This is a genomic window from Microbacterium sp., from assembly GCF_031178445.1.
GTDB lineage: Bacteria > Actinomycetota > Actinomycetes > Actinomycetales > Microbacteriaceae > Microbacterium.
Genome location: NZ_JAPSIY010000003.1, coordinates 174,370 through 200,179, shown reverse-complemented (window position 1 = coordinate 200,179; position 25,810 = coordinate 174,370). Strand labels below are relative to the sequence as shown.

Annotated in this window: 18 protein-coding genes and 1 tRNA gene; 7 read left to right on the top strand and 12 right to left on the bottom strand. The window is 70.1% G+C overall.

From position 1 onward, the window contains the following. Window positions 1-42: 42 nt before the first annotated feature. A complete protein-coding gene (locus tag RIN43_RS06065; RefSeq protein ID WP_309127990.1) occupies window positions 43-849 on the bottom strand; it encodes a carbon-nitrogen hydrolase family protein in 807 nt (268 codons plus the stop codon). 106 nt (window positions 850-955) lie between these two features. Further along, a tRNA-Met gene (locus RIN43_RS06060) sits at window positions 956-1,029 on the bottom strand. Window positions 1,030-1,199: 170 nt separating this feature from the next. On the opposite strand from RIN43_RS06060, the gene RIN43_RS06055 reads away from it, so the two are divergent. Beyond that, window positions 1,200-1,721, top strand: coding sequence for a DUF488 domain-containing protein (locus tag RIN43_RS06055; RefSeq protein ID WP_309127989.1), 522 nt, complete (start codon window positions 1,200-1,202; stop codon window positions 1,719-1,721). Here the strand turns inward: RIN43_RS06055 and RIN43_RS06050 are convergent. The 3 genes from RIN43_RS06050 to RIN43_RS06040 form a co-directional block, all read right to left on the bottom strand. Continuing rightward, window positions 1,709-1,903, bottom strand: coding sequence for a DUF1918 domain-containing protein (locus tag RIN43_RS06050; protein ID WP_309127988.1), 195 nt, complete (start codon window positions 1,901-1,903; stop codon window positions 1,709-1,711). The genes RIN43_RS06055 and RIN43_RS06050 overlap by 13 nt on opposite strands. A 132-nt stretch (window positions 1,904-2,035) precedes the next feature. Further along, window positions 2,036-4,954, bottom strand: a complete 2,919-nt coding sequence (locus tag RIN43_RS06045; RefSeq protein WP_309127987.1) for a UPF0182 family protein — start codon at window positions 4,952-4,954, stop codon at window positions 2,036-2,038. Between the two features lie 96 nt (window positions 4,955-5,050). Next, entirely contained in the window at window positions 5,051-6,145 is a 1,095-nt protein-coding gene (locus RIN43_RS06040; RefSeq protein ID WP_309127986.1) for a PDZ domain-containing protein, read from the bottom strand. Between the two features lie 120 nt (window positions 6,146-6,265). Here RIN43_RS06040 and RIN43_RS06035 point away from each other — a divergent pair, with 120 nt between their 5' ends. Beyond that, complete coding sequence (locus tag RIN43_RS06035; RefSeq protein WP_309127985.1) at window positions 6,266-7,753, top strand: zinc-dependent metalloprotease; 1,488 nt, start codon at window positions 6,266-6,268, stop codon at window positions 7,751-7,753. 853 nt (window positions 7,754-8,606) lie between these two features. Here the strand turns inward: RIN43_RS06035 and RIN43_RS06030 are convergent. Both RIN43_RS06030 and nudC read right to left on the bottom strand, forming a co-directional pair. Further along, window positions 8,607-10,280: an ATP-dependent helicase gene (locus RIN43_RS06030; protein ID WP_375163717.1), complete on the bottom strand. Its 1,674-nt coding sequence runs from the start codon at window positions 10,278-10,280 to the stop codon at window positions 8,607-8,609. 44 nt (window positions 10,281-10,324) lie between these two features. Continuing rightward, window positions 10,325-11,284, bottom strand: a complete 960-nt coding sequence (gene nudC / locus RIN43_RS06025) for an NAD(+) diphosphatase (RefSeq protein WP_309127983.1) — start codon at window positions 11,282-11,284, stop codon at window positions 10,325-10,327. Between the two features lie 114 nt (window positions 11,285-11,398). Here nudC and RIN43_RS06020 point away from each other — a divergent pair, with 114 nt between their 5' ends. After that, window positions 11,399-12,763 (top strand): phosphotransferase, encoded by a 1,365-nt coding sequence (locus RIN43_RS06020; RefSeq protein WP_309127982.1) that lies wholly within the window; start codon window positions 11,399-11,401, stop codon window positions 12,761-12,763. Here RIN43_RS06020 and RIN43_RS06015 read toward each other — a convergent pair. Further along, window positions 12,709-16,233, bottom strand: a complete 3,525-nt coding sequence (locus RIN43_RS06015; protein WP_309127981.1) for an ATP-dependent DNA helicase — start codon at window positions 16,231-16,233, stop codon at window positions 12,709-12,711. The two genes, RIN43_RS06020 and RIN43_RS06015, sit on opposite strands and share 55 nt — an antisense overlap. Beyond that, window positions 16,233-19,508, bottom strand: a complete 3,276-nt coding sequence (locus RIN43_RS06010; protein WP_309127980.1) for an ATP-dependent DNA helicase — start codon at window positions 19,506-19,508, stop codon at window positions 16,233-16,235. Before RIN43_RS06010 ends, RIN43_RS06015 begins: the two co-directional genes overlap by 1 nt. Window positions 19,509-19,667: 159 nt before the next feature. Here RIN43_RS06010 and RIN43_RS06005 point away from each other — a divergent pair, with 159 nt between their 5' ends. Continuing rightward, window positions 19,668-19,892 (top strand): DUF3107 domain-containing protein, encoded by a 225-nt coding sequence (locus RIN43_RS06005; protein ID WP_309127979.1) that lies wholly within the window; start codon window positions 19,668-19,670, stop codon window positions 19,890-19,892. Window position 19,893: 1 nt separating this feature from the next. Next, window positions 19,894-20,181: a hypothetical protein gene (locus RIN43_RS06000; RefSeq protein ID WP_309127978.1), complete on the top strand. Its 288-nt coding sequence runs from the start codon at window positions 19,894-19,896 to the stop codon at window positions 20,179-20,181. A 79-nt stretch (window positions 20,182-20,260) separates the two neighbouring features. On the opposite strand, the gene RIN43_RS05995 is transcribed toward RIN43_RS06000, so the two are convergent. Continuing rightward, window positions 20,261-20,971, bottom strand: a complete 711-nt coding sequence (locus tag RIN43_RS05995; protein WP_309127977.1) for a ferritin-like fold-containing protein — start codon at window positions 20,969-20,971, stop codon at window positions 20,261-20,263. A gap of 180 nt (window positions 20,972-21,151) precedes the next feature. Here RIN43_RS05995 and RIN43_RS05990 point away from each other — a divergent pair, with 180 nt between their 5' ends. After that, complete coding sequence (locus RIN43_RS05990; RefSeq protein ID WP_309127976.1) at window positions 21,152-22,672, top strand: DEAD/DEAH box helicase; 1,521 nt, start codon at window positions 21,152-21,154, stop codon at window positions 22,670-22,672. 27 nt (window positions 22,673-22,699) lie between these two features. On the opposite strand, the gene RIN43_RS05985 is transcribed toward RIN43_RS05990, so the two are convergent. Beyond that, window positions 22,700-23,677 (bottom strand): DUF817 domain-containing protein, encoded by a 978-nt coding sequence (locus RIN43_RS05985; RefSeq protein ID WP_309127975.1) that lies wholly within the window; start codon window positions 23,675-23,677, stop codon window positions 22,700-22,702. A gap of 81 nt (window positions 23,678-23,758) precedes the next feature. Beyond that, window positions 23,759-24,634, bottom strand: coding sequence for a PHP domain-containing protein (locus RIN43_RS05980; protein ID WP_309127974.1), 876 nt, complete (start codon window positions 24,632-24,634; stop codon window positions 23,759-23,761). An 84-nt stretch (window positions 24,635-24,718) separates the two neighbouring features. Between RIN43_RS05980 and RIN43_RS05975 the strand changes: the two genes are divergently transcribed. After that, complete coding sequence (locus tag RIN43_RS05975) at window positions 24,719-25,744, top strand: endonuclease/exonuclease/phosphatase family protein (protein ID WP_309128123.1); 1,026 nt, start codon at window positions 24,719-24,721, stop codon at window positions 25,742-25,744. The last annotated feature ends 66 nt before the right edge of the window (window positions 25,745-25,810 follow it).

Genomic DNA, 25,810 nt, shown 5'->3' with positions numbered 1-25,810 from the left:
GCACGCATACGATACGATGCGGTGGCGGAGCGCGTGCGTGTCTCAGGTCGCGGGAACGACGCGGTAGCGACGCAGACGCAGCACCGGGTTGAGCTCGCGCGTGCGGGCGATGAGAGCGGGATCTACGGATGCTGTGGCCATCCCCTCCCCCGTGCTGACTCCGGCCACGACGACTCCCTGCGGATCGACGATCTGCGACAGGCCGACGCCGATCGGGCCGGGATGGTCGGCCGCAATGACGTAGGCGGTGCTCTCGATCGCCCTGGCGGTGAGCAGCGTGCTCCAGTGGTGCTCCTTGAGCGGGCCGCGCACCCACTCCGCCGGCACTATGAGCGCATCCGCTCCGGCATCCACGAGGGTGCGGGCCACTTCGGGGAAGCGCAGGTCGTAACAGGTCATCAGCCCGAAGCGCACACCGGCGGCATCGAACACCGCGCCGGTTCCGATATCGCCGGATGCGATCCAATCGGACTCCGTCTGCCCGAACGCATCGTAGAGATGCTGCTTGCGGTATACGGCGAGCAACCCGGCATCCGACACCGCGACGACCGTATTGTGCACGCGGCCGTCGCGCGCCGTCTCGACGAGTCCGGCGACGAGCACCGCGCCGTGCTCGGTCGCAAGCTGCCGCAGGCACTGCACGAACTCCCCATCGAGCGATTCCGCGTTCTCGGCCAGGCTGTCGTCCATCGGGTCGGTGAAGTAGCTGGAGTACTCGGGGAACACGATGACCCGGGCTCCGCGGGCAGCCGCCTCGGCGGCTCGTACGGTGAGCGCAGCGCGGTTGGCTGACCGGTCATTCCCCGGCGCGAACTGACAGACGGCGACGAGCGGAGCGGATGCGGTCATGGAACCATGATGCCGCACGCCCGCGACCGGCCGCGGCCCCGCGACCGACCACGGCGGCGAACGCGACGAAGGCCCGATCCTTGCGGACCGGGCCTTCGTCTTCTTGTTGCGGGGACAGGATTTGAACCTGCGACCTCCGGGTTATGAGCCCGGCGAGCTACCGAACTGCTCCACCCCGCGGCACGTCATTAAGCCTAACATGCTTCCTGCACGAGGGCGAATCGAGCAGATCGCTCACTCGGGCCCCGGCGTACACTGCCGGGAACAGCACGCTCGAGCGCAGGAGGCTGCATGGATCACACCAGCGAAACGGGCCACCACGCGCTCGATCCGGGCCGTCAGGACGAGGGATGACCTTCTTCACCGTCGGGCATTCCGATCACAGTCTCGAGGAGTTCATCGCGATGCTCGGCGAGGCCCGGGTGTCACTGCTCTGCGATGTGCGCAGGATGCCGGGATCACGCCACAACCCCCAGTTCGACGACAGCGTGCTCGTCGAGGCGCTGACCGAGGCAGGCGTGCGCTATCGGCGCATCGCCGCGCTCGGCGGCCTGCGAAAGCGGGCGCCGAGCGTGCCGCCGGAGATGAACGGCGTCTGGCGCAATCGCAGCTTCCACAATTACGCCGATCATGCGCTCTCCGAGGAGTTCCGCGAGGGCCTCCGGGTGCTGCGCCGGGACGCGGCCGAGAACCCGGCTGTCATGTGCGCTGAAGCCGTATGGTGGCGCTGTCATCGACGGATCATCGCGGACCACCTGCTCGCCGCCGGCGAAGACGTGGTGCACATCCTGCCGGGCGGCCGACACGATCCGGCCCGCCTGACCCCGGGGGCCGAGATCCGCCCCGACGGGAGCGTCGTCTACCCGGCCTGACCCTGCGGCTCGACCACGCAGTCGGCACCGGGGAAGATGAGAGTCTCGTGGCCGTCGTCGAATCGCACCAGGTACGGCGGCCCTCCGCCGTCCCCGCGCACCTCGAGCACCTCGCCATGCCGTTCGCCGTCGCCGACGCGAGCCCCATGGATGACTATTCGGGAACCGACCGTCATCTGCATGTCGGCCACCTCCTCTGACTGAGTCGATGATCTCATTCTGCGCGTCGCAGGCCGCCTGCACCAGGGGCTCGCAGCCGGATGATCCGAATGAGGGCGCCCCCGGCGGGGGCGCCCTCATTCGGATCGGTCGGATCACTCCCCAGCGGGAGGCTCCTGCAGCTCCAGCAGCTTCTCGATCGCCGCGGTGAGCTTCTTGTCCTCGACGGCGAACTTCTCGAGGTCACCGGCCTTGAGCGCGGCGTCGCGGGCGGCGAGCGCGTCCCTCGCCTCGGCGAGAGCCTGCATCTCGGCATCACCCGGGGTCTCCACTCCGCCCTCGTCGGGCGGGGTCTCGCCCTCGCCTTCGCCCTCGCCCTCCCCGGGTTCCGGCTGGACGTTCTCGTCTCCACCCGCTGCGCCCGCGTCGCCGCCGAACAGCACGTCGAGCGCTTCGGTCAGGGTGTCCTCGAAAGCCACACGGTCGCCGAACGCGACCAGCACCTTGCGGAGGTTCGGCAGCTTGGTGCCCTCGGACGACTGCACGAACACGGGCTGCACGTACAGCAGGCCACCACCGACCGGCAGGGTGAGCAGGTTGCCGTACTTCACCTCGGAGTTTCCGAGGGTCAGCACGTTCAGCTGGTCGGCGATCGCGGTGTCCGAGTCGAAGGTGTTCTGCACCTGACCGGGGCCGGGCACGGTGGTGGCGGTGTCGATCTCGAGCAGCCGCAGCTGGCCGTAGCCCTCTGCCTTCTTGCCCGCTTCGGAACCGGCGTCCGAGTCGACGGCGAGATAGCCCATGAGTACCTCTCGCGACTCACCCTGCTGCGACGCCGGGATGAATGTGGAGAACATCGAGAACCGAGGCGACTCCTGGCCCGGCATCTGCATCGACAGGTAGTACGGCGGCTGCGATCGGTTCTCCGCACGCGGGTCGTCCGGGGTCTGCCAGCGGTTGTCCTCCTGCTGGAAGGAGCGCACGTTGTCGACGTGGTAGACACCGAGCATGGCGCGCTGGACCTTGAACAGGTCGGTCGGATAGCGGACGTGGCTCATCAGCTCACCCGACATCTCGCTGATCGGCTTGACCGTCGAGGGGTACACCTTCTGCCAGGCCTGGAGGATCGGGTCCTCTTCGTCCCAGGCGTAGAGCGTGACCGAGCCGTCGTAGGCGTCGACAGTGGCCTTCACCGAGTTGCGGATGTAGTTGATGTTGTCGAACGCGACCGCCGAGGCCGGGGTGCGCGAGTCGGCGATGGCCTCCTGCATGCTCACCGTCTGCGAGTACGGATAGGCCGAGCTGGTGGTGAAGCCATCCACGATCCACACGATCCGCCCGTCGACCACGCTGGGGTACGGGTCCTGGTCGAGCGTCAGATACGGCGCCACCTTCTGCACGCGCTCACGCGGTTCGCGGTCGTAGAGGATCTGCGACTCGGGGTTCACCAGGTCGGAGAACAGGATCTGCTCGGATTGGAACTTCAGCGCGTACAGCAGCTTGGTGAAGGTGTTGCCGATGCGCGGTCCGCCGTCGCCCGCGAAGGTGGTCTTGGTGTCGCTCGCACCGTCCTGACCGCGCGGGTAGTCGATCTCCACCGGCTCGGTGCCCTCCGGGGCGCCGACGATGGAGTACTCGGGCGAGGACTCGCCGAAGTACACCCGCGGCTCGAACTTCTCGCTCTCGGTGAGGAAGCCCGACGACGGTATGCCCTGTTCCAGGAACACGGGCTCGCCGTCGCTGGTGCGCTGGTTGCCGGCCAGGGCGACCAGGCCGTAGCCGTGCGTATACACCGCGACGCGGTTGTTCCAGCTGTCGCCGCCACCGAGGCGGCTCATGTCGAGGTCGCGCACCGAGACCACGGTGTCCTGCATGGCGCCGTCGATCTCGTAGCGGTCGACGTCGAGCTCGGGGGCGAACTGGTAGTAGGACCGGTACTGCTGGAGCTGCCGGACGGTGGGTCCGATGATGGCCGGATCCATGACGCGCACGGATGCCGTGGTCTCGGCGTCCTCGCGCAGCTGACCCGGCTCGGTGTCGGTCTCCGCCTCGAAGGGTGTGACCTCCATGTCGGCGAAGCCGTACGCCTCCTTCGTCGCCTCGATGTTCCGCTCGTAGTACGGGGCCTGGTAGGCGTTCTGGTTGGGGTTCACCTGGAAGGTGGTGACGACCCAGGGGTAGCCGACGCCCACCACGAGCGAGGCGACGACGAACAGCGCGGTCGCCGCCAGCGGGAAGCGCCAGCGGCCGATCACGGCGGTCACGAAGAAGAGCAGCGCCACCACGGCGGCGATGATCGAGAGGATCGCCAGACCGGGGATGCTCGCGTTGGCGCCCGTGTACGCGGCACCGGTGATGCGCCCCTCATCCTGCACCAGCATGAGGTAGCGGTCCAGCCACAGGCTCACCGCCTGAACGGCGAGGTAGAGACCGGCGAGCACCGCGAGCTGGATGCGTGCCGGCTTCGAGATGCGCAGTTCGCGCTGGCCGATGCGCACCGAGCCGTACAGGTACGACACCAGCGCGGTGATGATCAGGCACAGCAGCAGCACCGCCGAGACGAAGGCGAGCAGCACCGAGTAGAACGGCATGGCGAACAGGTAGAAGCCGGTGTCGACGCCGAACTGCGGGTCGAGCGTGTCGGTGGTGACGCCGTTGGCCCACAGCCAGGCGACCTTCCAGTTGCCTGCGGCCGCGAAACCGGCGAACACGCCGAAGAACACCGGCATGCCCCACATCGCCAGCCGGCGCAGCGGCTCGATGACCTCCTGGTAGCGGTCCAGCTGCGAGCTCAGCCGCACGTATACCGGGCGCAGCCGGTAGGCGAGCTGGATGCAGACGAAGATCGGCACGGCCATGCCGAAGAATCCGATGAGGAACATCGACCCCGTCGCGATCCACTGCGTCGTGAGGACCGAGGCGAACTCCAGCTGGTCGAACCAGAGGTATTCGGTGTACAGCGAGGCGAAGAGGAAGAAGCCCGCGATGATGGCCGCGATGACGGCCACAGAGATCGCGAGGATCCGGCGTGTGGGGCTGGGCGTGGCCGGTGTCGGCGCTGAGGTCGTGGTCACCGTTCCATCCTATGCAGGCGGCCTATGATCGCGCCGCGAGATACGCTCAGCGCGGAACGACGTGCCCACGGCCGGCGTCCGGCCCGGCGCGGTCGCTCAGCGCGTGGAGGCGGAACAGGTCGCGAGGTCCGCGGTGTCGCCGTCTTCGGCGATGACCTCGAGGATCTCGAGCGAATCCTCGAGCGTCTCGGTGCGGAACACCTGCAGCCCTTCTGGGATGTGGCCGACCACCTCGTCGCAGTTGTCCGCGGGCGCCAGGAAGTACTCCGCTCCGGCGTCCTTGGCGCCGTACAGCTTCTGGCGGATGCCGCCGATCGGGCCCACGACGCCTGCGGCGTCTATCGTGCCGGTGCCGGCGACCTTCTCACCGCCGTTCAGCTCGCCTGGAGTCAGCGTGTCGATGATGCCGAGTGCGAACATCATGCCCGCGCTGGGGCCACCGACGTTGTCGAGCTGCAGCTTGACGTCGATCGGGAAGTCGTAATCGGTCGTGAGGGTGATGCCGATCAGCCAGACGGTCTCGCAGGCAGCGTCCTCGGTCTCCTCCGGCGTGAGTGACACGGTCGTCGTCTCGCCTCCGCGCACCACTGTGAGTTCGACCTCGTCGCCCTCCGCCTCCTGGATCGCGTCGCGCAGGCGGGTCGCGGAGTCGACGGCGGTACCGTCGATGGCCAGGATGGTGTCGCCCGCGTCCAGCGCGCCGTCGGCGGGCGAGCCCTCGAGAGCTTCGACGACCTGGACGGTCGCGCCGACGTCGTAGCCGAGCTCGGTCAGCGCCGCCGCGGTCGCCTCGTGCTGCGAGTCGACCATGAGCGCAGCGTTCTGCTGGTCGCGCTCGTCCGAGGTGACCCCTTCGGGGAAGACGGTGTCGATCGGCACGACTGCGCGGGTGCGATCGAGCCAGGCCATCATCAGCTGGAACCAGGTGGGCGGATGCTGCCGATTGCCCACCACCTGGACCGTGGTGAGATCGAGGGTTCCGCCGGTCGGGAACACCTGCGCTCCGTCGACCTCGATCAGTGGGACCTCGGCTCCGTCGGCGCTGAGCGCGTTGCCGAGGGTGTCGTACACGGGCCCCGGCTGCTGGATCACGTAGGGCGTGGGGATGAACGTGAGACCCATCAGCGCCACGAGCGAGATGCTGAGCGCGATGATCCCGGAGACGACGCGACTGTTGCGGCGTTGGGACACGGGATGACCTCCGGGCGTTCGCGAGCGGCGTACAGGGATCCGCGCGCACCCGGTACGGGCACAGGATCGTGTGACTAGCGTAGAACGCAGACGCTACGGGCATGCTGAGAGGGCGATCGCATGGCAGATGACGAACAGGATCCGAAGGACTTCGAGGAGCTGCTGCGACGCATGATGTCGGGCGGCCAGGTCGATCCGGAGGCGCTGCGCGAGGCGTTGTCGGGCATGGGAGGGGTCTCGTTCGACCCGAGCATGATGTCGGCCCTCATGTCGCAGTTGCAGGGCGCCTTCGGCGGCGATCCGTGGCAGAGCGCCGAGCGCCAGGCGCTGCACATCGCCAACCGCGAGGGGCAGGGCATCACCGAAAGCGCGCGCACGTCGCTGGTCGACGCGTTCTCGCTGGCCGATCTCTGGCTCAGCGAGGCCACGACCCTCTCGGCACTCGGCTCGGCGCCCACCGCGATGACCCGCGGTGAATGGGTCTCGAAGACTCTTCCGGTGTGGAAGGAGATCGCCTCGCCGGTCTCGACCAGCATCGCCGACGCTCTCACCGGGGCACTCGAGGGACAGGTTCCGCCGGAGATGCAGAGCATGGTCCAGGGAGCCGGGCAGCTGATGCGCGGCCTGGGCGGTTCGCTCTTCGCGGCGCAGTTCGGCCAGGTCCTCGGCCGGCTCTCGCTCGAGGTGGTCTCAGGCGGCGACGTCGGCATCCCCGTGCTGCCGGCCGGGACGGCGGCCGTGATCCCGCAGAACATCGCGGCGTTCGGTGAGGGCCTGGAGGTTCCCGAAGATCAGATCGCCCTGTACCTGGCTGTGCGCGAGCTCGCCTATGCCCGGCTGTATCGGCATGCGAAGTGGCTTCACCTGCATCTGCTCTCGCAGATCACCGACTTCGCGCGCGGGGTGACCGTTGACGTGGATGCGCTCGAGGACGTCGCGTCGCGCCTCGACCCGACGAACCCCGAGGAACTGCGAGCCGCCATCGAGGCCGGCGAGCTGCTGCCGGCGCAGACCGAGGCGCAGCGCGAAGCTCTCACCCGGTTGGAGAATCTGATCGCGACGATCGACGGCTGGGTGGACGTGGTGACCGAGCAGGCGATCGCGCGCCTGCCGGACGGTCCTCGTCTGGCTGAGGCGGCGCGACGGCGCCGCGCCGTCGGAGGCCCCGCGGAAGACGCGCTGGGGGCGCTGGTCGGTCTGAAGCTGCGACCTCGGCGACTGCGCGAGGCATCGGCGATGTGGCAGGCGGTGACGGATGCCGTCGGCATCGCCGGCCGCGACTCGCTCTGGGACTATCCGGACCTCATGCCCCAGTCATCCGACATCGACGACCCCGCCGCGCTCATCGACCGACTGCAGTCGGTGGCACGCGGCGAGGCGCCCGCGGTCGACGAGTTCGACGAGGCGCTGGAGCGGCTGCTCGCCGGTGACGATTTCACCACGGACTCCGACGAGAAGGAATCCGACGAGAAGGAATCCGTCGAGGGCGAGTCCGGCGGCACGGCGTCCCAACTCGGCACGTCTGATGCCCCGACGTCGGACGCCGCTGGCACGGAGAACCCGGAGCACGGCGCCGACGACCGCCCCGAGGGCGATCGTCCGGTCTAGTCGGCCGAGAGACGCTGGGGGCGAGCGGTGCCCACCGCTCGCCCTGCACCTCGAATTCGTCCTGCACCGGCGCCCGCAACCGCGCATCTGTCCACAGATATCGCGCGGGAGCCCGCTGCGCGACAGAGGACGCACACAATCAGGAGCATGAGTCCGCTCACTCCCCCGACGCTGACGCGTCTCGACCCCCGCCACCCCGTACTATGGCGCGATGCCGGCACGGTGCAGTTCGGGATCGACGGCATCGTGCGCGTGAGCATCGACGCGGACTGGATCGAGCCACTGCTCAGCCGCCTGGCCGGCGGCATCCGGCTGAGCTCCTTCGATGTCGTCGCCCATGGCGTCGGTGCTCCCCGCGATGCCGCGCGTCGACTGCTGGACGAGCTGCGACCCGTGCTGGTCGACGACCGACCGCCCGCGCCACCGGCATGGGTCGAGGGGGTGAACGTGTCTGACGATCGCGCTCTGCAGCGCCTGCGCGAAGCCCTCCTCGACGAGGGCGTGGCGTCGGGGTCGAGAGGCGATCCGACGGCGATCGGCGTGATCGCGGTCGAGGGAGCAGCGGCCGCTCTGCAGCTGGCCCCATACCTGCGCGACGATGTGCCCCACCTTCCGGTCGCGTTCGAGCGCGACGCCACGACGGTCGGCCCCCTCGTGATTCCGGGCGAGACGCCGTGCCTGTCGTGCCGCGATGCCCACGAGCGCGAGCGCGACCCCGCCTGGCCCATGCTGCACGCTCAGCTGGTCGGCCGATCGCTGGGGCGGATCGCCTCGACGCGCATCGCGGGCGCGGCGGAGCTGGTCGGCCGCATCCTGCGCACGCCGACGCAGGCGGCCGGTCTGATGGTGCGAGTCAGCCTCGACGGGCGGCGCTCCTGGCGCTCGGTGCGCTATCACGCAGAATGCCGGTGCCGCGAGACGTGGTCCCTATCTCGGCGAGGAAGCGCGACGCCGAGCGCTCCCCGCGTCCCGCTGACCGCGACCACGACACCGTCAGAGTTCGCGCGGCCCGCGTGATGCCGACGTACGCCAGGCGGCGCTCCTCGTCGATCTGCTCGAACGTCGTCGCATACGAGATCGGCAGCAGTCCCTCCGCCCAGCCGGTCAGGAACACGTGTGGCCACTCGAGGCCCTTCGCCGCGTGCAGGGTCGAGAGCGTGACGGTGCGCAGTTCGGGCTCGTGCTGGTCTTTCGCACGGGCCATGAGGTCATCGGCGAACTGGCGCAGTGTCGTTCCCGCCGGCGCGTCCTCAGCCAGGCGCAGGATGGCACGTCGCGCCTCCCAGCCGTCGCGCTGGGCACCGCCCGCCGCCGGAGGCTCGTCGGTCAGGCCGAGGCTGCGCAGCACATCCCGCACGTTCGGCAGGAATCCGGCATCCGTGGGCGACACCGCCGCTCCCCGCAGCCCGAGCACCGCCTGGCGCACCTCGGGCATGTCGAAGAAGCGCGTACCGCCGAGCACGCTCGTCGCGATGCCGCGCTCCGCGAGCGCCTGCTGCAACGCGGCCGACTGCGCGTGCGACCGGTACAGCACGGCGATCTCCGCCGGTGACGCACCGGCGGAGATCCGCTTCGCGATCCCCGAGGCCACGCCTTCCGCTTCGTCGCGGTCGCTGTCGTAAGCGGTGACCGTCGGCGCGTCCGCGCCGAAGCCGTCGCGGGCGGGGACCAGCTCGAGCGCTCCTGGCCGTCCGTGCATGAGCGCGTTCGCCGCCGTCAGGATGGGGGCGAGCGACCGGTAGTTCGTCTCGAGTCGCACGACGGTGGCGTCGGCGTACCTCCGCTCGAACTCCAGCAGGTAGCGCTGTTGCGCCCCGGCGAAGGAGTAGATGGTCTGGCTGGCGTCACCCACCACGCACAGATCCCGGCGGTCACCGAGCCAGAGCTCAAGAAGCCGATTCTGCAACGGCGACACGTCCTGGAACTCGTCCACGGTGAAGTGCCGGTACTGCTCGTGCACCGCGGCGGCGACCCTCGGTTCCGCCTCGATCATCCCCGCGCAGGCGAGGAGCACATCCTCGAAGTCGAGCTGGCGACGCTCGTCCTTGAGAGCCTCGTACGCGGTCTGCAGCTCGACGAGCTGCTCGGGACGGATGCCGCTGATCGGCCGGTCCTGCGCGGCGTACTGCTCGATCGAGAGCATCGACACCTTGCGCCATTCGATCTCGGACGCGATGTCGCGCAGAGTGGCTGTGCTCGGCCGCAGCCGCAGAGCGTCTGCCGCCTGTCCGAGCAGGCGCACCTTGTTGTCGACGATCTTCGGAGCGGTGTCTCCGGTGAGGGTCGGCCAGAAGAAGTTCAACTGAGCCAGCGCCGCCGAGTGGAAGGTGCGGGCCGACACCCCGCCGACGCCGAGCGCGCGCAGACGTCCGCGCAGCTCACCGGCCGCCTTGGCGGTGAAGGTCACCGCCATCACGCGCGACGGGGTGTAGGCGCCGGTGTCAACGCCGTGCGCGATGCGATGGGTGATCACACGGGTCTTGCCCGTGCCGGCACCGGCGAGCACAGCAACAGGTCCGCGCAGCATGGAGGCGGCTTCGCGCTGCCGTTCGTCGAGAGCATCCAAGGCGCTCACGTCGTCTCTCCCTCCGCGCTGAGTGCGACTGAAGCCGATCCGCCCGGCGCGGTGTCCGCGGCACCAGCGGGTCGTTCCTCGTACCAGTCGCGGATCAGCTGACGGGAGATGGACGCCTCTCCCGGCAGGCCGACGGGCCCCTCGCCCGCAAGCGCGGAGCCGATCTCCTCGCGGCTGAGCCAGCGCACGTCGATGATCTCCTCACCGTCGGCCCTGGTGTGCTCGTCAACGGCCACGGCCCGGAATCCGATCATCAGCGAACGCGGATACGGCCAAGGTTGCGAGGCCACGTACCGGATGCTGTCGAGGCGTACTCCTGCCTCCTCGAACAGCTCCCGGTGCACGGTGCGCTCCAGCGACTCCCCCGCCTCGACGAACCCTGCGAAGCAGGAGTACATGCTCCCGCGCCACGTGGCGTTCGCCCCCAGGAGCAGTCGCTCGCCGTCGGGGCTCTCCACTGCGACGATGACCGCCGGGTCGGTGCGTGGGAAATGCTCTCGCTCACACGCGGCGCACCACCTCGACCATCCCGACTGGCGCAGCTCCAGTTCGGCGCCGCAGGAGGGGCAGAACCGCGAATCGGCCAGCCACCGGCCGAGGGCGATGGCCGTGACGAACAGCTCCAGTTCGCTCGCCTGCAGCCGGCCGCCGGCGTCGCGCAGACCGTACCAGCTCTCTTCCGGAGCAGCGTCTATGGAGTCAGGCTGCGTCGTGACGGATGCGAGCAGCAGAGGGGTTCCATCGCTGTCGCGCCCCAACAACGCCCAGTCGGCATCCCCCACACCGTCGGCAGGCACCCGCACGACCCCAGCGGATCCCCCGTCCGACTCCAGCCGCACCCGCCCCTCCCTCACCACCACGGCGCGCGTGCCCGGATCGGCCCGCAGCCGCTCGATGAGCCCTGCATCACTGCGCAGGTCGGCGGTCCGGTCGAGCAGGCATGCCCCATCACTCATCCGGAAACTCCCTGCTGTCGTACGCGGCACCATTCGGCCGTGCGCCTGGCCGTATAGCGGTGCACGGGCGTGGCGTGGGCGTACCGCCCCGGGTGCAGACCTACCCTGGAGAACATGGCACGCTCTTCTTTCACTCTAGCGGCGGCGGTCACGGCTGCTCTGCCCGGGGCGGAGGTCGTCGGCGCCCGCGCGCTCACCTCCGACGGAGACGGGCGCTTCGACTCGGCAGTGGCCACCCTCGCCGACGGCCGTGAGGTGGCGATCCGGGCGACTGATGACGACGCGGCGGCGCGCGAACTGGCCGAGGAAGCGCTGGCGCTGCGCGCGCTCACGGCAGGGGCGCGCGAGATGCTCCCGTTCCGGGCACCGACGTACCTGGGCGAGACCCGCGTCGGCCAGGCACCCGCGCTTGTGACCGAACTGCTGCCCGGCTTCCAGGTCGACGCGGCCGACATCCCTGCGGGCAGGGGCGCCGCGACCTCCATCGGCTCCGCTGTCGCGGCGCTGCACTCGCTGCCCACCTCGGTGGTTCGCTCGGCAGGTCTCACCGTGCGGGATGCCGCGGAGGTGCGCCGTGACATCGAGGGTCTCGTCGATCGCGCGGCGGCGACGGGGCGAGTACCGGCGCGGCTGACGGTGCGCTGGCGCGAGGCAGCCGCCGACGATGAGCTGTGGCGCTTCGAGACCGCCGTGACGCTGGGGGGCATGCAGGCGAACTCGTTCCTGTTCGAGGACGACCCGGACGACGGCCCCCAGGTGATCGGCGTGCTCGGCTGGCGCGGCCTCTCGGTCGGCGATCCCGCCGAGGACCTCGGCTGGCTCTCGGGTGCTCCGGATGCCGCGAAGGACGTGTACGCGGCGTACGCCGGCACGTCCTCGCGTGCCACCGATGACGCACTGCGCGTGCGCGCCCGACTGCACGCGGAGCTCGAGTTCGCACGCTGGCTGGTGCACGGCGCCGAGATGCGCCGGCCGGACATCGTCGACGACGCTGCCGCCCTCCTCGACTCGCTCGCGGAGGGACTGCGCAGTGACGATCTGCGTGTCACCGCCGCGTACACCGGCGGCGTGGACTCAGCTCTCGACGTACTCGAGCGGGTGCCTGACACCGCAGCGACCGCCGTCGACACCTCGATGCAGACCGACGCCTATCGCGCATCCGATCTGTGGCCCGATGACGACGATGAACAGACGGCCGGCACCCCTGCGGCGCCCGCGGAGTCCGGCTCGGACGAGAGGACGCACCCGGCTCCCGCTGGTGATTCGGGCCAGCACCTCGCCGAGGAGCTCGGGGGCGGGGAGCAGGCGACGCAAGACCTCACAGAGGTCTCCGGTGTGCGCGGATCGGCGGGAGCGTCGGCCCCCGTACGGTCGACGCCGGCGACAGACGCTCCTGACACCGATCTCGCGCCGGAGGACGAGGCTCAGCGGGCTGCGCGTGCCGCGCTCCAGCGCTGGACGAGCTCCTCCTCGGAGTAGATCCGCTCGCCGCGGATGACGAGATCATCTGCCACGTAGTACAGCGCGACATCAATCTGTTCCAGCGGAAGGCCGAATCGCCGGTGGTAGGCCAGCCGGTAGAGGGCGAGCTGCAGCATCCGCTCCTCACGCTCGGCGTCGGTTCGCGGGGCTCGTCCGGTCTTCCAATCCACGATCTCGATTCGCCCACCCCTGTCCTCTCGGCGGTACACCGCGTCGAGCTTGCAGATCACGATATGGCCGGTTCCGGGGGCGTCGTGCCCTCCGAAGGCGAAGTCGATCTCGATCTCGACCGCGATGGGCTTCAGATCCGCCCATTCGCTGCTCTCGAAGCGCTGCTGCAGCTCGGCGAGATCGGCCGCATCCGCCTCGGACACATCGCCCGAATCCGGGGCGTCCTCGTCGGTCTCCCACAGCGTCTCGTCGATTCGCGTGCCGACCCCCACCTGCTCGGACCGCTGTTCCACCCAGGCGTGGAACAGCGTGCCCAGACGCGTCTGCCGGTAGGGCCGCTCCGGCATGGGCCGGACGATCCGCCCGAGGGTGCCGGCGTAGTCCGTGACGTAGTCCTTGAACCGGGATGCGGGCACGCGGGTGGGGGCATCGGCATCCGCGCCGCGCAGCCGCACCTCTCGCTCGGCCAGCAGCCGTGCAAGCTCGTCCGACGGCTGGATCCGCTCCACCTCGGCGAGCGCCGAGTTCACCGCGTCGGCTGCTCGGGTCACGGTCGCACGGCGGCCTCCCAACGGGTCCAGCGGCCACTGCTTGATCATGCCGCTGCCCTCATACGGGTTCTCGTCGGGATCGACGGTGCCGATCGCATCGAGTCCGAGCACGTCGATCGCTTCGAGAAGGTAGGGGCTCGGTGTGCGGGGGCTCTTCTGGCCCGCCCAGTGCGAACCCGTGAGCAGGAGATCGGAGCGCGCACGAGTGACGGCGACGTAGGCCAGTCGGCGCTCCTCCTGCTGTTGATAGCGCTTGTACTCGGCCTTGAACGTCGTGAGCGCCCCCGGCGAGGCCTTGCTCGCACTGGTCAACGAGGCGACGCCGGTCTTGACGCTCTTGGCCGGCTCGGCACGGTCGAATCCGGGCGGCACCCACTCGAATCGCGGCAGGGCGTCCGCGTCGCCGCGCAGCGCGAACGGCAGCATGCCGAAGCCGAACCACCCGGAGGTGTCGTTCACCCGGGACGGCAGCTCGTCCTCGACCAGTCGGACCACGGCGACGGCATCCCATTCGAGACCCTTCGAGCCGTGAATGGTGAGCAGCTGCACGACACCGGGCTCCGGTGGCTCGGGGCGCGGCATGAGCTCATCCGTGCTCTCAGCCTTGTCCAGCCAGGCGATCAGACTGCCGATCGTGCCCCGCTGGTCGGCCGACAGGAAGGCGCGCACCTCATCGGCGAATGCCCGCAGCTGGGTCGACGCCACCCGCGCCGGACCCCGCGTCTCATTCGCCGCGAGCTCTATGTCGAGCCGGAGTTCCAGCTCGATGAGCCGGATCAGTTCGGGTATCGGCTGGGCCGCGGCACGGCGCAACCGCTCGAGCATCTCGCCCGCGGCCCGGATGCGGGAGCGCCCTTCGGGGCTGATGCGCTCCAGCAGCCGGTAGTCGTCGCGGAGGCCGCGCACCACATCGACGGCGTCGACGATCGACACCGCCTCGTCTGCGCCGCGGGACGAGCGGATGCGGGCGCGAAGCTCGTCGGGGAGGGGCAGCAGCGCGCTGTCGCGTTTGGACAGCTCGGTCGCGAGATCGTACAGCGCCGCCATGTCGGCCACCCCGACCCCGAACCGCGGTCCGACCAGCAGCCGGATGAGCGCGGAGCCCGCGTTCGGGTCGTGAATCACCCGTAGCACTGAGACGACGTCGACGACCTCGGGTGTCGCCAGCAGGCCACCCAGCCCGAGGATGCGGTGCGGGATGCCGTGGGACGCAAGAGCGGCCGCGAAGGTCTGCATGTGCCGCTTGGAGCGGAACAGGATCGCGCCGGTGTGCGGCCTGTCTCCCCCGCCGGCGAACGCGGCGTGCTCCGCGCGCCGCTCTGCGAACCAGCCGGCGACCTCAGCGGCTTCGTCACCGACAGTGAACGCGAACCGCACAGACGCCGAGCCGCCGCCCGCGCCCGGCCTGGCCTGCAGAGGTGGCACGTCCAGTCCCGGCCGCTGCAGCGGTTCGAGCAGACGATTGGCGATGTCGAGGATGCTGCGGTCGTTCCGCCAGCTGGTCATCAGACTGTACGTGTGCGCGGACTGCTCGCGAGCGAAGGACCGGGAGAACGCGTACAGGTTGTCGGCGCTCGCGCCACGCCAGCCGTAGATCGACTGATGCGGGTCGCCCACTGCCATCACGGCCGAGTCGCGGAACAGCTCCGCGAGGAAGCGGGTCTGGATGACCGATGTGTCCTGATACTCGTCGAGCAGCACGACGCGGTGCTGTTCGCGGAGCTCTTCGCGGACATCGGGCGCGGACTCGACGATGTCGTAGGCTCCGCTGACCTGGTCGGCGAAATCGAGCACGCCCCTGCGCTGCTTCTCGGCGATGTACTCCTTCACCAGTGCGGCCAGGGTCGGCAGTGCGAGCAGGTTGGATGCGGCCTTCTCGACGTCGGCGTTGCTGCGGTAGGGCTCGAAGGTCTTGGCGGTGTCGACGGCGATGCGGCCGGCGCGGTCGAGATCCGCCCTGTGGTCGAGTGCATCGCCGGCAAGCCGCTGCACCGCATCGACCACGGTGGTGACGGCGAAGTCGATGCCTTCGAGTTCGGGCAGATCGGCACGAAGCACGATCTCGCGGGCGAGCATCCACGACGCCGCCTGGCTGAGCATCGCGACGTCGGCATCGCGGCCGATGCGCGCGGCATGCTCTCGGACGATGCCGTCGGCGAAGGCGTTGTAGGTCGACACACGCGGTCGGATCATGAGGTCGTCGGCGGTGCGGGGCGTGGAGGGGTCCCACCCGGTGCGGTACCGGAGAGCGAGCTCGTCGAGCACGTGCGCGCGCACCAGCTCGCGCTGACGACCAGGCGCGGCGGCGTCGACGCGGTGCAGCTCACCGGAGGCGACGATGCCGGGCAGGTGTGCGAGGAGCCCGCGCCTTCCGTACTCGTCGATCATCGCGAGCCGCGCTGCGATGCGCTCCGACAGCTCGCCCGCCGCCTTGCGGGTGAAGGTCAGGCCGAGGATCTCGTCGCGACGCACAAGGTCGTTCGCCACGAGCCACACCACACGGCCGGACATCGTCTCGGTCTTGCCGCTGCCTGCGCCCGCCACCACGAGCGCCGGCGACGCGGGTGCCTCGATCACACGCTGCTGAGCGGGCGTCGGCGTGGGCAGACCGAGCGCGGCAGCGACATCCGTGGCGGAGATGTGCGGCACGTGCGGCCATCCGCCCGCATCCTCTCGTGCGGTCGGAAGGGTGCCGGGCCCCGCGGATGCCGGCAGCACGCCGAGATCCGGCGACGGCGCGGACATCAGGCACTCACCGCCGGGATCGCATGGATGCGGCACGACTTCACGCGCCCCTGCGTGTCGGCGCAGTGCGACTCGACCTGTGCGGTGAAACTGCTCGCCGACATGCCGCGCGCGGCATCCGCCACCCGGTGCAGGAACTGGCTGCGGGCGGCTTCGTCCAGCGCGTGCTGGTGAGCGACCCTGTAGTCGCTCTTCGCCAGCGTCTTCGCCACCAGCACCAGTCGGGCGCCGCCCAGCGCGGCGGGGTCGGCGCCCGCGACGAGTCCCTCCTGCACGGCGATCTGGTATGCGGCGAGCTGGGCGTGCCCGACGACCTTGCCGTCGTTCTCCGGCTCGTTCTTGCCCGTCTTGAGGTCGACGACGACCACCCGCTCTCCCCCATCCGCCATCGGCGTCCAGCCTCGCCCTCGCGCTTCAGGATGCTCACCGGCACCGGCCGGATACGCCTCGACCCTGTCGATGAACCCGTGGATGACTGCCCGACGCGAGGGTGTCGCCGCCCGCTCTCCCTGTTCGCTCTCCGGATCGAGGCGCAGCACGGCAGGCGTCGCGTCGGAGGGCTCGTCCGGCACCTCCACGGCGAAGCGGAATTCCACCTCGCCTGCGAGCACCCGCCCACCGTCCCGTCTGACCTCGGCGAGGTAGTGGTGCAGGCGGTCGACGTACTGCTCAGCGCGACGGCGCTCCTTCCGCCCGATCCACTCCGTCTCGAAGTCCAGTTCCGGCCAGTGCTCGGCGAGTACTGCGTGCAGGCGGTCCAGGCCGCCGTCCGGATGCTTCTCCATCGCCTCATGGATGATCGTGCCGATTCCGGCCGAAGGCGGCAGCACCGTGTCTCCGCCGAGCGCGGCCACGACCCAGCCCAGACCGCACTCCTCGAACGTCTCCATCTTCGACGGCGACACCCGGGCCGCCTCGATCGCGAGGTCGCGCAGGGGTGTGTCCGTCGAAGGCGGCGCTACGCCGTACCACTGTGAGGGAGCCGCTCCCGGCACGCCCTCCCGGGCCAGCACGGCCAGCTGGCCCGCGGCTTCGGCTCTGGCCGCCTCGGACGGGGACGTCGTGAGGGTGCGTCGGTGACGCGCCACCAGCCCGCGCAGGGTCAGCGGATGCTCGGCCGCCGGATGCCTCTCAGCAGGTTCGGGCGGCGGGAGGAACGAGAAGAACGCGCTGGGCGTCAGGTCGTCGTCGTCCACGGCTGTGACCAGCAACCGGCTGCGCGCCCGCGAGATCGCGCGCACGAACAGTCGCAGTTCGTCGTGCAAGGCGCTGCGCCGGCGGTCGAGCACGCCCGGGGCGGGGATCTCGACCCCGGTGCGCTGCGCGGTGACCGCGTCGGCGAGGCGCCAGGTGCGCAGCATTCCGCCGCGCAGGCGCACATTCGGCCAGACGCCGTCCTGCACGCCGGCGACCACCACCGCCTCGAACTCGGTACCGAGGGCCGTCGCCGGGGTGAGCAGTGTCACCCGGCCGGGGCGGTCGGGCGAGGACAGCGTGTCCTCGGGCACCTCGCTGCCCAGGATGTCCCGCACGAATCGCTCGGGCTTCTCGTTCGGCGTGCGCTCCACAAAGCGCTTGGCGGCGTCGAACAGCGCGACCAGGGCATCGAGTGCCCGCGCCGTCTCACCACCCGTGGCCTGCAGAGCCGTCTCGCGCCACGCCGTCTGCAGCGGACGGCCGTCGACGGCTCGTGCCGCGTCCCACGCCCGCCAGAGCAGATCGTGGATCGTCTCTCCCGCGGCCGCGGCGGCCGAGATCTCAGCGAGGGTCTTCGCGAAGCGGGTCGCTGCCCGCGCCTCCGGGGCGTCGATCAGGCTCAGCGGGAACGGGTCGACCATCGCCTGCCGCAGCAGTTCGCGGGCGGGCGTCGCGCCCTCGGCGGCGAGCTCCTGGTGGCGCAGTCGCGCCCGCAGTCGCCGCAGCCCGATGGCGTCCATGCCCCCGAAGGGCGAGACGAGCGCCTCTTCGAGCTGCTGGGGCGTGCGCTGCTCGACCGGCTGCAGCGCCAGATCGACCAGCCCCACCAGATCGCGTACAGCCCCCTCATCGCCGAGCGGACGCTGCACGCCCGCCGCCCTGGTGGGAATCTCGCGCGCAGCCAGCTCGCTCTCGAGGGTCGACACCTGACGGGTGTCGTGGGCGATCACCGCCATGTCCTGCCACGCGACACCGTGGGAGAGATGCCAGTCGCGCAGAGTTCCCGCGATGCGGTCGAACTCCTCGTAAGGGGATGCTGCCAGGAAGCTCGTCACCCCGGCGCCGGCCTGCCCGCCCGCGCCTTCAGGCTCCGGAGCGCCCGACGGCGGACGCCGGTGCTCGATGCGCCCGGCCGCGCCGATCGCCTGAGTCACCGTCCGGGTCAGATCGCTGAGAGCAGACGACTGACGGTGCGGCACATCGAGCACCATCACGTGACCCAGTTCGGTCGCCAGACGTGAGAACAACTCGGGGCTCGCTCCGCGGAAGGCGCCGGATGAGATGTCGGGGTCGCCGAAGGCGAGCACCGCCACTCCCCTGGCCCGCAGCGCCCGCACGATCTCGATGCCGCCGCGGGTCAGCTCCTGCGCATCGTCGATCAGCACCACGCGCAGCGCGCCGAGCGGTCCCAGAGCGGACGGCTCGGCGGTGCGCAGTACCGCCGTCGCCTCGGCGACGAGGTCGGCGGCGTCGCGATGCGCGGAGCGCATGCCGTCGAGAACCCGGCGGTAGTCCGACATGAAGTCGGCGACCGCCCGCCAGGCCTCGTCTCCGCTGCGGCGCAGCAGCTCGGGGTCGGCGCCCAGTTCCGTGCACTCGGCGAGGAAGGCGCGCAACTCCGAGCGGAAGGCCTTGGATGCGCGCACCGGGGCGCCCAGGGCCTCAGGCCAGTCGATGACGCCGTCCTCCTCGTCTCCTGCGAGGATCTCGGCGATGATGCGGTCCTGGTCGGCGCCCGTGAGCAGCGCGGGCGGATCCTGGCCGTCGCGCACCATGGATCCGCGGACGATCTGGAAGGCGAACGAGCCCAGCGAGCGGGCGAGCGCACCCGGTGTCGCCTGGCGCACGCGCACCCCGATGCGATCGCGCAGAGACGTCGCCGCCTGCCTGCTCGGCGTGAGCACCAGCACCTGCTCCGGCTGCAGTGCTCCCCCTTCAGGAGCGAGCAGGCGCACCACGCGCTCGACCAGAGTGCGGGTCTTGCCCGTGCCCGGCGCCCCGATGACCAGGGCGGACGCGGTCGCCGCAGCATCCACCACGGCGCGCTGGCCCTCGTCGTCCCGAGCCTCATCTGTCACGATCTCCACGCTAGCGGCGTGCACTGACATCGCCGGCCGGCGCCTGCGCGCGCCGCATCCGCGTGCTGTGCGCCCACGGCGAAATCGGCCGGCAGGGCCGATCCGCCCACCATGCCAGCCGGTAGAGTTGCCGTGTTCGACCAACCTGGAGGAGAGCGCGTGGAAATCCGCATCGGCATCATCAACACCGGCCGTGAGCTGAACTTCGACACCTCGAGCAGCGCCGAGGACGTGCGCGCGCAGGTGACCGCCGCACTCGACCAGAACGCCAGCCACGTCAGCTTCACCGACGCGAAGGGCAGCTCCTACATCGTTCCGGTCGCGAACCTCGCGTACGTCGAGCTCGGCACCGAGGAGTCGCGCCGGGTCGGCTTCGTCGCCTGACATGTACATCCTGCTCGCCCTGATCGCAGCGTGCGCGCTCGGCGTCGCGCTGCACTATCTGCTGCCGCACCGAGAACTGCGCGGCGTCGCCGTCACCCCGGCGATCTCCACGGCCGCCGCCGCGGCGATCTACACGATCATGCAGTGGGCCGGCGTCAGCGAGGGCAGCATCTGGCTGTGGGTCGCCAGTGTGGGTGGCGGGCTCGTGCTCGCACTGCTCGCCACCGTGACGCTGACGGCGCAGCGTCGTCACCACGATGCGGTCGCCAGGCAGGCGCTCGGCATCTGAGCCTCCGCCCGCTGTTGCCGACCCGACGCGCTCGGGCCGCGCGCGGCGGATCGACCGCTGAGGGCGGACGCGTCTCCGCCTAGGCGGCGAGCCCCATCGCATCCATGCGGCGGGCGTGCGCCCCCATCAGCTCGGTGTACACCGGCTCGATGCGGTTGTCGTCAGCCGCGAGCCGCTCGGGGCGCAGCGCGCCGCGGCACACCAGCAGGGTGTCGCCGACCAGGCGCCTGCCCCACATCGACAGCAGCGAGCGCCATTCCTCGTCGCTCTCGATCGTCTCCTGGATGATGGCGATGATCTCGTGTCGCGCGTCGTCCTCCCGCAGGATTCGGGCGACCCGCTGGCCCGTCTCGCCGTAGCTGGAGGCGAGGGCCAGATAGAAGTCGTCCAGCATGCCGGCGGTCAGGTACACCGACAACAGCGTCTCCTCCGGCCGCGCGCCGATCGTCTTGCGGCGGAACGCATCGAGGTTCTCGCGGAACGGCAGCATGATCTGGGTGGGGTCGTCGCCGCGCTCGATGATCAGGTCCACGATGCCGCGGTGCTTCGCGAGGGCCGCGCCGGCGGCGCGCGACAGAGCCTCCTTGCGGTCCAGCTCGAGGGTGCCGCGGATACCGCGCGTGAGCGTCTCGAAGTAGCCCAGCTGCAGGTAGGCGGCCTGTCCGAGGAAGCGGTTCAGCTCGGGGGCGAGCTCGGCGAAGTCGACCCGCTGCGCGTCGCCCGCCTCTCCGCGGCTGCGCAGCGAGAGTGCGCGCCGCTGCGGCTTGCGCTTCCAGAACCAGTTGACCACCCGCCCAGGTTACCCGCACGCCCCATCCCGACGGCGAGCGCCCCTCCGGTAGGCTGGACACACCCTGCCATCGGAGCAGGGCCCCGCGCCTGTGGCAGCAGTGAGACGGCGTGGATCCGTTACGAGGCGCCGCTGGCGCGGCACGCAGTCGCGCAGCCGCCGGACAGGCAAGAACATACTGTGACTTCATTCGCTGATCTCGGAATCGATCAGGACATCATCGACGCGCTCGGCTCCAAGGGCATCGTCGACGCGTTCCCGATCCAGGAGCAGACCATTCCACTCGGCCTCCCCGGCCAGGACATCATCGGTCAGGCCAAGACGGGAACCGGCAAGACCTTCGGCTTCGGCATCCCCGTGGTGCAGCGCCTGGGGCTGAACCCCGAGCCGGGCGTCAAGGCGCTAATCGTGGTGCCCACCCGCGAGCTGGCCGTGCAGGTGTACGAGGACATCGATCTGCTCACGTCCAACCGCTCCACGAGCGTCGTCGCCATCTACGGCGGCAAGGCGTACGAGGGTCAGATCGACCAGCTCAAGGCCGGCGCGCAGATCGTCGTCGGCACACCAGGAAGGCTCATCGACCTGGCGAACCAGCGCCTGCTCGACCTCTCCCACGCGGCCGAGGTGGTGCTCGACGAGGCCGACAAGATGCTCGACCTCGGCTTCCTCGCCGACATCGAGAAGATCTTCTCGAAGGTGCCCGCCGTCCGTCACACGCAGCTCTTCTCCGCGACCATGCCCGGTCCGATCGTTGCGCTCGCGCGCCGGTTCATGACGAACCCGATTCACATCCGCGCCAACGACCCCGACGAGGGCCTCACGCAGGCGAACATCAAGCACATCGTCTACCGCGCGCACTCGCTCGACAAGGACGAGGTGATCGCCCGCATCCTGCAGGCCGAGGGCCGGGGCAAGACCGTGATCTTCACCCGCACCAAGCGCGCGGCGCAGCGGCTGGTCGACGAGCTGGGCGACCGCGGCTTCAACGTCGGCGGCGTGCACGGCGACATGGGCCAGGAGCAGCGTGAGCGCTCGATGGCGGCGTTCAAGGCCGGCAAGCGCGACGTGCTGGTCGCCACCGACGTGGCCGCGCGTGGCATCGACGTCGACGACGTCACGCACGTCATCAACCACACCATCCCCGACGAGGAGAAGACGTACCTGCACCGCGCCGGCCGCACCGGCCGCGCCGGCAAGACGGGCATCGCTGTCACGTTCGTCGACTGGGAGGACCTGCACAAGTGGGCCCTCATCAACCGCGCGCTGGACTTCGGCCAGCCGGAGCCGGTCGAGACCTACTCGTCGAGCCCTCACCTGTTCGCCGACCTGAACATTCCCGAGGGAACGAAGGGCCGCCTCGCGACGGCACCCAAGGCCGAGAAGCCGGCGAGCGAGCGCAAGAAGCGCCAGCAGCCGCAGAATGCGGCGGACGCCGCAGCCGAGGGCACCGCTGAGGGCACGACGCGGCGCCGTCGTCGCCGCAGCCGTGCGTCGGACACCGTGGGCTCGACGTTCGCGGAAGGCGCGGCCGCGGAGACGGGTGCGCCCGCAGCCGCACCCTCACCGGCCGCCGACAGGGATGCCGAGGGTGCGGGGACGCACGACGGCGACACCACCCGCGAGCACCATGACGGCAAGCCGGCGCCGCAGCGCCGTCGTCGTCGCCGCCGCAGCGGTGGAGCGGCTCCGACCGGCGCCTGACCGCCAGGGCTCACCGCAGCCCTCCGTTCAACCTGCGCGGTCGTCGTTCACGCCGTCGAGCTTCTGCGCTGCTGTTCTCGGCTCGCGCTGCGTCTTTTCACGCAGCGCGAGCCGAGACGGAGCGCGCGAACGAGCTCCTGCGCTCCCGCGAAGCTCGGCCGTCGGCGGCTGGGGCGGGTAGACCCAGGTGACCAGGACGACCGAGATGATCATCAGCAGGAACCACGAGACGATCTTGCTCGCCGAGACCGGCTCCCATCCTGCGGTCTGATTGGGGTACGCCCACGCACCCGCCCAGGTCGCGATGTTCTCGGCGAACCAGATGAACAGCGCGACACCGGCGAACACGACGAGCAGCGGCAGGCGAAGCACGCGCCGCCGGATGCGGGCGTGCATCACGGTCGGCCACCACAGCACCACGACGGCGGCGAGCAGCACCCAGCGCGCATCCCACCAGAAGTGGTGGGTGAAGAAGTTGACATAGACGGCCGCGGCCACGAGGGCGGTGAGCCAGCGCCGCGGGTAGCGGGTGAAACCGAGGTCGAACAGACGGTGCACGCGCACCATGTACGAGCCGACGGCCGCGTACATGAACCCGGTGAACAGCGGCACGCCTCCGATGCGGAGTATGCCGTCCGCGGCGTACGCCCACGATCCCATGTCGGTCTTGAACAGCTCCATGACGGTGCCGGTGACGTGGAACAGCACGATCACACGCAGTTCACGCACGGTCTCGAGTCGCAGCGTGAGCATGACGATCTGGATCAGCACGGCTGCGATGGTCACCAGATCGTTCCGCGCGATCGCGGCGTCATCCGGATGGAACAGCCGCGCCGCGACGATCACGAGGAGCAGAGCGGCCCCGAACGCGCACGCCCACGCCTGCTTCAGCACGAAGACGGTGAACTCGATGAGCCCGGCTCTGACACCGTTCGCGGATGCGTCCCGCAGCATCCGATCGGCGATGGCGTCTATGCGCTGCTCTAGACCGGTGCCGCGTTGCATGCTCCGACGTTATCGGCGAGCGGCGGGGTGTTCGCGGGGAGAAGACTGACAGCTCGCCTGGAAACCGCGCCGCACCGACAGTCAGGGGCGAAGCGCAGCCGAGCCGGTGCCGCGTTCGAGGACGCGAGCCAGCATCTCATCGGCCGTGATGTTCTCGCCCGGGCGGTTGGGTTTGCCCGCACCGTGGTAGTCGCTGGAGCCTGTCACGATCAGGTCGTGGCGGGCGGCCAGATCACGCAGCACCCGCTTGCCGGCCTCCGTGTTCTCGCGGTGCTCGACCTCGAACCCCGCCAGGCCCTCGCCGATGAGGCGCTCGATGAAGGGCACGGGCATCATGCGATCGCGCCCCGAGGTCGCCGGGTGCGCGATGATCGCCACTCCCCCCGCACGGCTGATGAGTCGCACTGCGGTGACGGGGTCGGGCGCATAATGCGGCTCGTAGTAGCCCGCGCGCGGGTTCAGGATGCCGTCGAACGCCTCGGTGCGATCGCGGACGATCCCGCGCTCGATCAGAGCGTCGGCGATGTGCGGACGGCCCACCGTCGCGTCCGCGGCGGTCTGGGCGAGCACGTCGTCCCAGCTGAGGTCGTAGTCGCGGGCGATGTTGCGCACGATGCGCTCCGCCCGCCCGACCCTGTCGCCTCGGATACGTGCGGTCTCCGCGACCAGATCGGCGTCATCGGGGTCGAAGAGGTAGCCGAGCACGTGGACGCTGCGCCATTCGTGCTTCGCCGAGAGTTCCATGCCGGGGATGAACGTCATGCCGAGACCCACCGCCGCGTCCGCGGCCTCGGCCCAACCGGTGGTGCGGTCGTGGTCGGTGAGGGCGGCGGTGCGGATGCCGTGCCGATGAGCCTGGCGCATGACCTCTGCAGGAGTCTCCGTGCCGTCGGAATGGTTGGAGTGCAGGTGCAGATCGGCCGGCCCCGTGAGGGTCGAGGAGGCGCCGGTCGTCATCCTCTGAGCGTACCCCGCCGCCCCGGCGCGCCGGACCGACTCCGCCCAGGGCCGTCACAGCAGCCTCGCCTAGGCTTCTGGGTGATGCTACGACTGGTCGGAATCCTCGTCACGGTGCTGTTCGCCATCGCGTGCGCAGTGCTCATCTGGCCGCAGTTCTTCCAGCTCGAGACGACGTTCCCCATCGCGCAGATGGTGGCCTCGCGTGCCCTGCTGCTGGCCGGGCTCCTCGGGATCATCCTGCTGGCCCTGCTGCTCATGCTCGCCAAACCACTGCGCGGCTTCGCCGCATCGATCCTGATCGTCGCCGTCATCGGGGCCGCGGCCACCGTGGCGATCGGCGCGCTGCGCGGGCCCGGAACGGGGTCGCTGCCGGAGAAGACCGACACGGCGCTTCGCGTGCTGACCTGGAACACGCAGGGCGCCGCGGTGCCGGCCGAGGACATCGCCGGCGTGATCCGCGAGCAGCGGGCGGATGTGGTGGCGCTGCCCGAGACCTCGGAGGAGGTCGGCGAGCAGATCGCGATCATGATGCGCGAGGCGGGTACTCCGATGTGGGTGCACCACGTGAACATCCGCCCGGACGTGCCGAACGGCCCGCAGGCATGGCAGACCACCATCCTGATCTCCACCGAGCTCGGCGACTACTCGGTGATCGAGTCCTCGCGCGACGGATCCAGCAACACCGGCTCCGTGCCGAGCGCCGTCGCCATGCCCGTCGACGGGAACGGGCCGACGATCGTCGCGGTGCACGCCGTGGCACCCCGTGAGGAGGCCATGCCGCGTTGGCGGTCCGATCTGGCGTGGATCGCGGATCAATGCCCGGAGGGCGACTTCATCCTGGCCGGGGACTTCAACGCCACACTCGACCACATGGCCTCGTTCGGAGTCGACGGCGGCGACATGGGCCGGTGCCGCGATGTCGCGAGCCGTACCGGGAACGGGATGGCGGGCACCTGGCCGGCGGATGTGCCCGCACTCGCCGGTGCGCCGATCGATCACATCATGGCGAGCGACAACTGGACCCCGACCGGCTCGACGGTGCTGCGGGATGCGGGCGGCAGCGATCACCGCCCGCTGGTGGCACAGCTGGAGCCCGCGACCTCCTGACGAGCGGATGCCGCATCCCCTCGGCACGGGCCGTCGCCACGGACAAGGCCATGGTCGCGGGCGGGG